Source organism: Streptomyces hirsutus (assembly GCF_001418415.1).
Lineage (GTDB): Bacteria > Actinomycetota > Actinomycetes > Streptomycetales > Streptomycetaceae > Streptomyces > Streptomyces hirsutus.
In genome coordinates this window covers 1-9,967 of sequence record NZ_LIQT01000204.1, presented here as the reverse complement: position 1 = coordinate 9,967, position 9,967 = coordinate 1, and the positions used below count along the sequence as shown (strand labels likewise).

Sequence of the window (9,967 nt, the reverse complement as noted above, 5' to 3'; positions counted from 1 at the left end):
CTGCCACCGGCCGGTGGCAGGGTGGGCGAATGGTCTCGGCGGGGGACGGCGTCGTTCAGAGGGCGGTGCGGGCGAGGGGGAGTGCGCCGAGGGTGAAGGCTTCGGGCTGCTGGTAGTTGAGGCGGCGAAGGTCGACGCCGGCGGTGACGGCGGCGGTCTCGATCTGTGCGCAGGCCGCGTCGAGCAGGGCGTCGGTCTCGGCGGTGACGGTGACCAGGCCGGTCAGGGCGACGTCGGCGTGCCCGGCGATGAGCTGCCGTTCACGGGCCTTGACGTCGGCGTATTCGACGGAGTCCTCCTCGCTGTCGACCTGGCCGCGGCGGGCGCGTTCGTTGGCGTCGGCGATGATCGCCGCTTTGCGGCGCTGTACGTCGCGGAGCGCGGACTCGAGCCCCTGCGGGGCGTAGATGAGGGAGAGGCTGCGGCGGACGCCTGTGGTGAACATCAGCCCGTGCAGGAACCCGGCATGCGACTCCGTCCGGGGCCAGTTCTCCACCCAGTACGTGGCGTGGCGCGCGGTGTCGGTGGCGAGCCGGTCGTATTCCTCGACCTGGACGACGGGGCCGGCGGCGGACGGATCGGCCTCCGCCCGGCCGGTGTCCGACCACTGCTGCAGGGCGGCGAGGGCCTTGGGGTCGTAGGCGGTGCGGATGACGGCGGCGATCTCCCGGGCGGTCAGCCAGCCGGTGACCATGAGGCCGGCGTTGCGGGCGGCCTGGGCGATGGAGGAGGTGGTCTGCTGCAGGACCGTGAAGGCGCCCGGCAGTCCGCCGCCCGCCTGCGAGACGAGCCGCTTGGCGGCTTTCAGATCGAGGGAGATGGCGAGGTAGGTCTCGTGCGGGGCGGCGGCCGGCCCTGCGGAGGCGACGAGCTCGGAGTAGATCTGTCCGGCGACCGGGACCTCGGGCCGGCCGTGTTGGGCCCAGTGCCGGGAGAGGGTGTCGCCGGAGTCGGGGACGGTGCGTTCCAGGACCTGCACGGTGGCGACGTGTCCGGTGCGGGCGGTGCCGGCCAGTGCGCGGCCCCAACTGTTGACGTTTGCGTTCTGGGTGGCCGGGTCGAGCAGGGCGAACGCGCGGGAGGAGGCGCGGGCGACGGCGGTGAGGGTCTGCTGGTGCGGGTCGTGGACGGCTGCGGCGCCGTTGGCGGAGTCGCCGGGGGTGACGACCTTCAGGGAGGCGGCGGTGCCGGGCAGGTGCAGGATGCCGTCCCGCTGCGGGCGGGTGACCGGCCGGGCGAGCCAGAGGGTGTGCCCGGTGCGGCGACGGATCGCGTAGCGGGTGACGATCGGTGCCCAGTCGATCAGGGACCGGCCGTGGCGGCGGATCGTGGCCAGCGCGGCGACGGCTGCCCACAGCGGGGCCAGTGCCACGGCGCCGAGCAGCCCGGTGGAGATTACCGTTATCAGCAGCAGCGCCAGCGCGCAGGAGACGAGGACGAGTTGGGGAAGGGAAAGACCGAGGAGGATGCCGCGGCGGGACCGGTGTGGGAACTTCACCGTGACCGGGGCGACGGAGACATCAGACAAGGGGTTGGTCCAAGGGACGCTGGCGGGGCTCGGGGGCGGGGAGCGAAGTGCCCGTCCCGCCCCCGGGCATGGCCAGGGCGATCAGAGGCTGGTCGGGGGAGGCGGAGGGAATGCCGCGCCGCTGCCGGCACCGGCCGCCTGGGAGCCGGAGGGCGGCGGGGCGCCCTGCGACGGAGGCGTGGTGGTCGGTGGCGTGGAGATCCAGCCACCGACCTGACCGGACGCGGCACCGGAGCCGGATCCTGAGCCGCCACCGGCGGGGTCGCCACCGACCTGGCCGTTCGTATCGTCGGTGACGCTGGTCGGCGCAGGCTGCACGGCCTTTTCCAGGCCGGACTTGACGGCGTCTCCGCCAGGTGGGGCGCTCGAGCCGCCGGACTGCCCGCTTTCCTGATCGGTGCCTCCGCCGCTCGGACTGGAGGCGATGTCGCCGGGAAACCCGCCACTCCCTGGGATCGAGTCCGGCCCTTGCGGAGCGGCCCCGGCTCCCGCGCCCGCTCCGGCTGCCGCGCCGCCGGTTCCGGCGGTGGCCGCCATCGCGGCCGCCTTTCTCCCGGCGCGCTCGGCGTGCTGCTTGGCGAGCTGCGCTCCGGCGCCACCGGCGCGGTGCAGGGTCTCGCCGTCGGAGCCTTCGGCTGCCCAGTGCACGAACTTGAAGGTCGCGTAGGGGCAGAGCAGTACCAGGATCATGATCACGATGCCCGCAAGGACGTCGGCGAGTGCGGCCAGGCCGTCTGTGGCCTCGGTCTTGCCCATGGCTGCGACGCCGAGGACGAAGATGATCGTCATCAGCAGCTTGGAGACGACAAGGGTGGCGGTGGCCTCGATCCAGCCCTTGCGCCAGCGGCGTGCGACTTCCCAGCCTCCGCCGGCCCCGGCGAACACGGCCAGTGTGACCATGACCAGGATGCCCACCTTGCGGACCATCATCACGCACCAGTAGAGAACGGCGCCGATGCCGGCTCCCAGACCGGCGAAGACGGCGACAAGCCATCCGAGCCCGGCGAGTGCGGGTATCTGATTGACCTTCACGATGCGGCGGACCGCAGAGGCGGTGTCCATGTTCGCGGCTCTGAACAGTCCGGCGGACAGGGCGTCGACGACTTCGATCGCTACGGTGGTCAGGGCGATGGCGGCGAACGCGAAGAACACTCCGGAGGCGGTGCCGGTGAACGCCTGCGTCAGGGCTTGCCCGTCGCGTCTGACCGCGGCGCGCACGAGCTGGGCGCAGAAGGTGGCCACGAGGACCACCAGGCCGATGGGCAGGATCGTCTCGTAATTGTCGCGGAACCAGCCCGCGTTGAGATCGACCCTGGTCGTGCTGTCGATGGCCTTGGACGCGAGGTCGGCGGCAGCGGCGGCGAGTTCGCCGGCGCTCTTGGCCATCCAGTCGCCGATCGCCTTGCCCGGGTTGGAGGCGAAATCCACGGCTTCGCCGACCGTGCAGAGCGTGTCCGCGAGGGGGAGATCACAAAACCCCATGGGGACTCCTTTCGGTCAGGGCGCGACGGCCGGGGCGATGGCGACGAGCGAGCAGCCGACCGAGGGTCGGCACTGCACGGCGAGGGTGATGGACCGGTCCTCCGCCCCGCCGCCGCCCTTGGCCCAGGCGATGGTCTGCTTGCCGGTGACGGTCACGGCGTAGATGTACGCCTCGGTGATCGCGGAAGGGTCTTCGGCCAGGGCCTGCTTGAACGCGGTTGGATAGTGGGCTTCGGCGACGGTGGCAGTGGCATGCTGCCTCTGGTCAGCCATACGCGACCACAGGGTCGGGTCGGGCATCTGCGCGGAGACCGAGGACCAGTCGCCGTACTCGCTCTCCTTCGTCATCCACGCCTCCATACCGGCAAGCTGCTGCTCGCGGCTGGTGTCGCGGGTGTCGTAGGACCACAGCATCTCGGCTGCGGCCCGAGCGAAGGCGAGGGGGTCGGATACCCGCGGAGGCCGGGGTACCGACCCCGCCTCGGCTCCTGGGTGCGTGGAAGCGGCGCTCGACGGCACCGAGCCGGGCGGTGTCGACGGCGCCGGGCCGGCAGACGCGTCGTGCTGCCCGTGGCGGCCGGTGACATAGGCGGTGACGCCGGCCAGGGCCAGCAACGACGCCAGAACCACGGAGATCACGAGGATGCGGCGGTTCGCCGACCAGCCGACGCCGTAGGCCGACAGAGAGAATCGGTTCCTCATCACTGGACCTGCGACCCCAGCGCCGAGAAGAAGGCGACAATGCCGTTCGCGGCGCCAAGGCCGAGGGCGGCGCCCGCGGCTACAGTCGCCCCCTTCTTGCCGTTCGCCTCGGCCTGGTGGCCACCGGTGTGGTGACCCCAGGCCCACATCGCCAGGCTGACGGCGAGGGCGCCGACGACGGCGATGATGCCGAACATGTTGATGGAGCTGACGACGCTCTTCAGGACGGAGAGCCCCGGCAGGCCCCCGCCCTTGGGAGTGATCCCGGGGTCGAAGGCGAGATAGAGCCGGTCGGCGAGAGATGTCATGGGTGTGGCAAGGCTCCTTGCGTACGCAGGCCAGAGGGTAGAGGTGGGGAACGGAAAGGGTGGGCCGGGCGGAGGCCGGCGTCACAGGACGCGGCGCACGGCGAGGACGTTCCAGTCCTTGAGCGGGGTGATGCGTACGGGCCTGCCCGTGCGCGGGGCTTCGATGACGAGCCCCTCGCCCAGGTACATGCCGACGTGGTCGGGGCGAGCGGCGGTGCCGCGGCTGAAGATCAGGTCACCGGGCTTCATGGCCTTGACGGAGACGGCCTTGCCTTCGTTGACCTGCGTGTACGTGGTACGGGTGAGCTGGATGCCGGCCTTGGTGTACGCCTGCTGCATCAGCGAGCTGCAGTCACAGCGGCCCATCGGGTCGGGGCCGTGCGGCGCGGTACAGGTGCCGCCCCACTGGTACATCGTGCCGAGCTGATGCATCGCCCAGACGATCGCCTTGCGGGCACGTGGGTCGGCGTCCTTGGGGACCTTGTAACCCTTCGGGACGGCGCCTTCCGGGATCTTCCCGAAGGACGAGCCGTCCTGCGTGGTGCAGTCGGACAGTGAGGACGCGTCGTCGGCCTCCTGGCCGGCATCGTCACCGGCGCCGGGGAAGGTGGCGGCGATGGCCTTCTGCAGCGCGGTCGCCAGCGGCTCCCACTGGGCGTAGGCATCCGGGTAGCCGGATTTCTGCACAGCTTGGGCGGCCTGAGTCACGGTCATCTGCTGCCAGCCGTTTACCTGCAGAAGGGCCTTGTAGAACCTCTCGGACGCGTAGACGGGATCGCGGATCTGCTCGGGTGTGCCCCAGCCCTGGCTGGGCCGTTGCTGGAACAGGCCGAGGGAGTCGCGGTCCCCGTAGGCGAGGTTGCGCAGCCGGGATTCCTGCATGCCGGTGGCGAGAGCGACGATCTGCCCGCGCTTGGGCACGTGGAGACTGATCCCGGCGGCGACGATGGTCTGTGCGTTCGGGATCTGCTCACCGGGCAGGTCCAGGCCTTCGATGGAGATGTCGGAGGCGTCTGCGCCGTCGAGGATCTTGGTGACCTGCTCGGTGACCTTGTCGGTGTCCAGGTCGGGCAGGCACTGAAGGGACGCGCTGCTCTGTGCGGCGGCTTCGCTGGACGTGGCCATCATCATGGCCGCCCCGCCAAGGAGGAAGGGGGAGAGGACGACGGCGCCGATGCCGGCGGCGAGCGCCTTCAACCTGCCTGGCCCCCTTGCACAGCGGAGGGCGCGGGCAGGGACGGGTAACGAGACGTCACGAAGGTCTCCTTCGGAGATGATGTCCGGCGTGCCGCGTACGCGTGGAGACGGGTGGAAGGGGCGCGGCGGCCGGGGTGGTCGATCGAGAGGCGCCGACCTGCGGGCGAGTTGCCGCTCGGTCCGCGGGCCGGGGTAGCTACGTGTGCCGGGGCAGGGGGTACCTCCGCGAGGCGTGGTGGGAAGGCGCTGGCGGCGGTGTGTGTTGGGCGGTTCCAAAACAGTAGGCCCGGATCGGCGGTTGACCAAAAAGCCGTCCTGAGGGATCGGAATCCGTACCCCTGGCAAGGCGCTTCTTGGTGAGCGGCCAATTCGCCCCTATAGTTTTGGGACTTCCTTCGCTCTCCAGTTCGCGGGTTTCCGGGCTTCTGCATGCCCGATTTTCAGCCTGCCCGGATTCTTCTGAGCGAGGGGTGCCCTCTCGAATCCCTTACGTCCGAACCCGAATCGGGGTATCTCTTTGCCTTTTTCCCTTCATCAGGGCGACGCCCTGCGCGTGCTGTCCACGCTGCCGGACGACTGCGTCGACTCCGTGATCACCGACCCGCCGTACAACTCCGGTGGCAGGACCGCCAAGGAGCGAACTTCCCGCTCGGCGAAGCAGAAGTACACCTCCGTCGACGCCAAGCACACCCTGCCGGACTTCACCGGCGAGAACATGGACCAGCGCAGCTACGGATTCTGGCTGACCCAGATCATGACCGAAGCCCACCGGCTGACGAAGACCGGCGGAACGGCCCTGCTGTTCACCGACTGGCGCCAACTCCCCGTCACCACGGACGCGATCCAGGCGGCCGGATGGCTGTGGCGCGGGGTGCTGGCCTGGCACAAGCCGCAGGCCAGGCCGCAGAAGGGCCGCTTCACCCAGAACTGCGAGTTCATCGTCTGGGCATCGAAGGGCCCGATCGACGGCTCCCACAACCCGGTCTACCTGCCCGGCCTGTACTCCGCCTCCCAGCCGTCGGGCTCGAAGCGGCAGCACATCACGCAGAAGCCGGTCGAGGTGATGCGCGAACTGGTCAAGATCAGTCCCGAAGGCGGCACGGTGCTCGACTTCTGCGCCGGCTCCGGCTCCACAGGTGTCGCCGCCCTGATGGAGGGACGCGACTTCATCGGCGTGGAGAAGACCGAGCACTACGCCGGTATCGCGGCTGACCGGCTGACCGAGACCGTCCGTCAGACCTTGACCCGGGACGACGTCGTCCTGACTGTCTGACACCACCGCAGCCCACCAGTTGGTGCCGGCTCATTGGTGCTGCGTTCCCCCGACAGCCACGGCGCAAGGAGGCCCTGCCTCGTCATGTCTGAACCCGTAAACCCGCCCGATGAGGGCGAGCTGGAGCCGGTTCGCATCCCCGATCCCCACCTCGAAGAGATCGAGGCCAGCGTCCGGAAACTGATGGAGCAGTCCGCCCAACAGACCCAGCAGCTCGACCACCTCGCCTCCGCCCCCGCACCGCACACGGGCGTCTCTCCGTTCGCCGCCTTCGGCATGCCGGGCCTCGGCGGGCCACCTCCGGCAGCGCCGGCGGAGCCTCAGCCGATCCTGGAGTTGGAGGGTGAGCAGTACGAGGACGAACTGGACGCCCTGTCGGACTGGGTGGACGACTTCCTGCTGCCCGTCTACGGGACCGAGGTCACCACGGCCGCCCCGTGGTGCCTGCAGTGGCAGGAACACAGCGACGTCGTGGCCTGGCTGCACGCGCTCTGGCTCGCCTACCAGCAGCACAAGGACCCCGAGGCCGGACTGAGCGGTCTACTCGTGTGGCACCGCGACTTCCTCACCCACACCATGGTCGCCGTCAGAGGGCCGGGCGGTCCGTTGTCGGCGTGCATGACCTCACCGGACCGGCCCGCGCACCGCCTCCTGCCCGGCCCGCCGCCCTCGGCCCGCACGGAGAAGACGAACGCGTCGGATACCGGCGTGTCGGGCGAGTCGACGTCATGAGCGCCGGGCAGCAGCCGGCCTTCGGGCTCAGCTTCGACCCGCGCGCTCTGACCGACCTCGTCCAGGCCCCCAGCGACATCCGCGACCTCACCCTTGCCTACCTGCAAGAAGTCGTGAATACCGAGCGCTTCGGGACGAGACTGACCGGCGACCTGGAGGGCTACCGGAAGCTGTTCGTGGACTCCCGCAAGGAGTGGCGCGTCGTCTACGGCATTCGCCCGGCACCCGAGACGTCCGCGCACCGACGGGAGATCCACGTCGTTGCGGTACGGCCCCGGGCCGACAACGACGTCTACGACACCGTCGGTAAACGCCTGGGGATGAACCGCCGGCCGCTCAGCGCCCGGACTCACGCAGCCCGCTCCCGTTCTCCGCAGCTCACCACCCGCGGGCCCATTCCGAAGCCCGGACCGCTGCCCTCCGCGATGCCTGGCCTTCCCCGCCCGGCTCAGGCGCCCACGTACCGCCAGGCTCGCTGACCTGAAGAGGTACCCCACGCAGCCCCCACAACCTCAGCCCCGCTCACCGAAAGGGTCTATGTACCCACCCGAACCCGACCTCCGTCTGGACGGCTTCGAAGCCGCCGACGAGCAGACTCAGGAAGCATTCTGGCGCGCGATCCAGATCGAGCAGACCGAACTCACCCCGCTGGCCGAGCATCACGCACCCGACGGCGCGAGCTACCACGTTTTCCACAACGGTGCCGTCACTTGGGGCACCCCTGGGGAGTCGCAGCTCGTCGCCCTGCACCTGCAGCGCGATTCTGCAACGAAGACGTTCCGCTTCGCTCACGCGACACTGCCTCTGCCGGCAATGGCACAGTCCTGGCTCATCCACCGAGGCTGTCCGCCCAAGGAGATCAGCCTGGCGCCCGGCACGGGAACCACACCGGCGGACGAGATGACCCGTGCGCTGGAACAGCGGCTCATGAGCGACGGCGACCACTTCGCCCTTCTGCACAGCTACACCGATGACGACCCCGAGAACTCCGCAACCGTCGTGGTCCTGCGCTCCCTGGACGAGCGCAGTCCTTCCCCGTTTCGGGTGCTCCACGAGGACGTGGACACCGACTCCTGGACCCACACCCTGCGCGAGGGCGGCTTTGCCACCTATGCAGAAGCCCTGCAGTGGTGTGACGACGCCCTCAGCGGCGAGGTTCCTCCTCTGCCGCCGACCCAGCCCACGGTCCGGTCCGTCCCGCGATCGGGCTATTCCCTTCCGGCCCCCGCGCAATGCCCTGCGGGCCGCAGCCGCTGAACTCAGGCCTGTGAAGCGGCCGGAAATATAGACGACGATCGCCGGTTAGCCAAACCGGCGAATCCACGGACTCTAGTAGCGGCCGACGGGGCGAACGCCCGGTCCGCTTCTCTCTGTGTTTCCCCTTTTCCCGTACGAAGGTTACTTCCGCATGCGCTCATCGCGAATGGTGTTGTCCGCCGCAGTGTTCGGCGCGCTCGCCCTGCCGCTCGTGTCCGCGACGGCGGCCACGGCTGCTCCGGCATCCGCGCCGAGCACGATGCCGACCGTCCGGGCGTGCGACCGGCCCGGCCCCTGGGGCATCGGAGCGCAGGCCGTCGACATCCGCTCCAAGGCATCGGTCAAGTCCACCCGGCTCGGCATTCTCCACTGCGGCCACCGCTTCATCGTCCACAAGACCAGCGGGAACTGGCACCACATCACGGACATGACCACCGGTGTGAGGGGCTGGGTCTCTGGCCCCTACGTCTACCGCGACGTCCGTATGTGCCTCGGCTGACAGGGGTTCGAACTCCGCCTGCCTGTATCCCGTGTGCCTCCCAGGAAGGAAAGCCCTGTGTCCGACGACGCAGACGATGTCGTGGGCGTGCTCACCGAGCAGATCGAGCAACGCTTCGGCATGTACATCGGAACGCTGAAGGCCGCCGTCACAGCCGCCCCGGACGCTAACCGCCAAGCCACCGACGTCGTGCGCTGGCACGGTCTGCTCACCGAATCCCAGACCGTACTGGAGCGCGCGGAGGACGACCTCCTACGCGCTCTGGAAACGCAGCCCAGCGAGGTCGACGACCCCACCATGGACCTCGCCCACCGCGTCAATGCCGCCATCTCCACCCGCGACGGGCGTGCCATGGTCGTGCGGTGGCTGCTCGACCCTGACGCGCCAGGCAAACGGGGCCCCGCCGCAGACCGGCTGGCCCGCCTCAACCGCAGTCGGCGACAGGGCCCGGCCGTGCCCACCAGCGCACCGGCCCGGCCCGCGACGGCGCCGGCCACCGGCCAAGGAGCCCTGCGATGAGCGTCCGAGACAAGCCCTGCACCCAGGACACCCGACTCCACGAGGTCTTCGGCGTCCCGGTCACCGACCTGTACACGCAGGCCGCTGACCCGAACGCCTCCGCGGCCGTCACCCGGGCCCTGGAACTGCGCAGCTTCCTTGCCCTAGCCGAGGAACAGGTCGCCCGGATCCGCGACCGCGTGCACGAGGCGATGGCGCCCGAGCGCGACATGGACGAGCTGTCCGCGGCCGAGCTGCGGATGGACACGCAGTGGCTGGAGGCAGCGCTGTCAGCCCGTGACGGCTACCGCGCCGCGCTGGACGACCTGCTGCACACCATGCCCCCGCTCCACGCGCAGGCCCGCCCCGCCCGAGTCGCCCAGCAGACGGTCACCACCACCCTGCCCCCGGCCTCCGCCGCCCCGGCACCCGCGCATGTCGGGGCGGACCACAGCCGACGACGATGAGAGCTTCTACCGATTGCCCCATCC

General features: G+C 69.9%; 12 protein-coding genes. 7 read left to right on the top strand and 5 right to left on the bottom strand.

Annotation, left to right across the window (positions count from 1 at the left end; all coding sequences use genetic code 11):
* Positions 1-55 precede the first annotated feature (55 nt).
* The 5 genes from AOK11_RS16395 to AOK11_RS16375 all read right to left on the bottom strand — a co-directional run bounded on the left by AOK11_RS16395 (position 56) and on the right by AOK11_RS16375 (position 5,217).
* Complete coding sequence (locus AOK11_RS16395; protein WP_055594464.1) at positions 56-1,528, bottom strand: SCO6880 family protein; 1,473 nt, start codon at positions 1,526-1,528, stop codon at positions 56-58.
* Positions 1,529-1,609: 81 nt separating this feature from the next.
* Entirely contained in the window at positions 1,610-3,010 is a 1,401-nt protein-coding gene (locus AOK11_RS16390) for an SCO6881 family protein (protein WP_055594463.1), read from the bottom strand.
* A gap of 15 nt (positions 3,011-3,025) precedes the next feature.
* The gene (locus AOK11_RS16385; RefSeq protein ID WP_055594462.1) at positions 3,026-3,712 is read right to left on the bottom strand and encodes a hypothetical protein; all 687 of its coding nucleotides are present in this window, start codon (positions 3,710-3,712) and stop codon (positions 3,026-3,028) included.
* Complete coding sequence (locus AOK11_RS16380) at positions 3,712-4,020, bottom strand: DUF6112 family protein (RefSeq protein ID WP_055594461.1); 309 nt, start codon at positions 4,018-4,020, stop codon at positions 3,712-3,714. Before AOK11_RS16380 ends, AOK11_RS16385 begins: the two co-directional genes overlap by 1 nt.
* 81 nt (positions 4,021-4,101) lie before the next feature.
* Positions 4,102-5,217: a C40 family peptidase gene (locus AOK11_RS16375; protein WP_055594460.1), complete on the bottom strand. Its 1,116-nt coding sequence runs from the start codon at positions 5,215-5,217 to the stop codon at positions 4,102-4,104.
* A 517-nt stretch (positions 5,218-5,734) separates the two neighbouring features.
* Between AOK11_RS16375 and AOK11_RS16370 the strand changes: the two genes are divergently transcribed.
* From AOK11_RS16370 to AOK11_RS16340, 7 genes are all read left to right on the top strand, one after another.
* A complete protein-coding gene (locus AOK11_RS16370) occupies positions 5,735-6,490 on the top strand; it encodes a DNA-methyltransferase (RefSeq protein WP_055594459.1) in 756 nt (251 codons plus the stop codon).
* Between the two features lie 183 nt (positions 6,491-6,673).
* Complete coding sequence (locus AOK11_RS16365) at positions 6,674-7,222, top strand: DUF4913 domain-containing protein (RefSeq protein WP_055594465.1); 549 nt, start codon at positions 6,674-6,676, stop codon at positions 7,220-7,222.
* Positions 7,219-7,701, top strand: a complete 483-nt coding sequence (locus AOK11_RS16360; protein ID WP_055594458.1) for a hypothetical protein — start codon at positions 7,219-7,221, stop codon at positions 7,699-7,701. The genes AOK11_RS16365 and AOK11_RS16360 overlap by 4 nt, the downstream gene beginning before the upstream one ends.
* 58 nt (positions 7,702-7,759) lie before the next feature.
* On the top strand, positions 7,760-8,479 hold the full coding sequence (locus tag AOK11_RS16355; RefSeq protein WP_055594457.1) for a hypothetical protein: 720 nt from the start codon (positions 7,760-7,762) through the stop codon (positions 8,477-8,479).
* A 151-nt stretch (positions 8,480-8,630) separates the two neighbouring features.
* Positions 8,631-8,978 carry an SH3 domain-containing protein gene (locus tag AOK11_RS16350; RefSeq protein WP_055594456.1) on the top strand — a complete coding sequence of 116 codons (348 nt, stop codon included), beginning with the start codon at positions 8,631-8,633 and terminating at the stop codon, positions 8,976-8,978.
* A 57-nt stretch (positions 8,979-9,035) separates the two neighbouring features.
* Positions 9,036-9,497, top strand: a complete 462-nt coding sequence (locus AOK11_RS16345) for a hypothetical protein (protein ID WP_055594455.1) — start codon at positions 9,036-9,038, stop codon at positions 9,495-9,497.
* On the top strand, positions 9,494-9,943 hold the full coding sequence (locus tag AOK11_RS16340) for a hypothetical protein (RefSeq protein WP_055594454.1): 450 nt from the start codon (positions 9,494-9,496) through the stop codon (positions 9,941-9,943). Before AOK11_RS16345 ends, AOK11_RS16340 begins: the two co-directional genes overlap by 4 nt.
* Positions 9,944-9,967 lie beyond the last annotated feature (24 nt).

Bases quoted from the DNA above. Each gene is read 5' to 3' on its own strand.
- AOK11_RS16350 (WP_055594456.1), top strand. From the start codon at position 8,631: ATGCGCTCATCGCGAATGGTGTTGTCCGCCGCAGTGTTCGGCGCGCTC.
- AOK11_RS16390 (WP_055594463.1), bottom strand. From the start codon at position 3,010: ATGGGGTTTTGTGATCTCCCCCTCGCGGACACGCTCTGCACGGTCGGC.
- AOK11_RS16385 (WP_055594462.1), bottom strand. From the start codon at position 3,712: ATGAGGAACCGATTCTCTCTGTCGGCCTACGGCGTCGGCTGGTCGGCG.
- AOK11_RS16380 (WP_055594461.1), bottom strand. From the start codon at position 4,020: ATGACATCTCTCGCCGACCGGCTCTATCTCGCCTTCGACCCCGGGATC.
- AOK11_RS16340 (WP_055594454.1), top strand. From the start codon at position 9,494: ATGAGCGTCCGAGACAAGCCCTGCACCCAGGACACCCGACTCCACGAG.
- AOK11_RS16360 (WP_055594458.1), top strand. From the start codon at position 7,219: ATGAGCGCCGGGCAGCAGCCGGCCTTCGGGCTCAGCTTCGACCCGCGC.
- AOK11_RS16355 (WP_055594457.1), top strand. From the start codon at position 7,760: ATGTACCCACCCGAACCCGACCTCCGTCTGGACGGCTTCGAAGCCGCC.
- AOK11_RS16365 (WP_055594465.1), top strand. From the start codon at position 6,674: ATGGAGCAGTCCGCCCAACAGACCCAGCAGCTCGACCACCTCGCCTCC.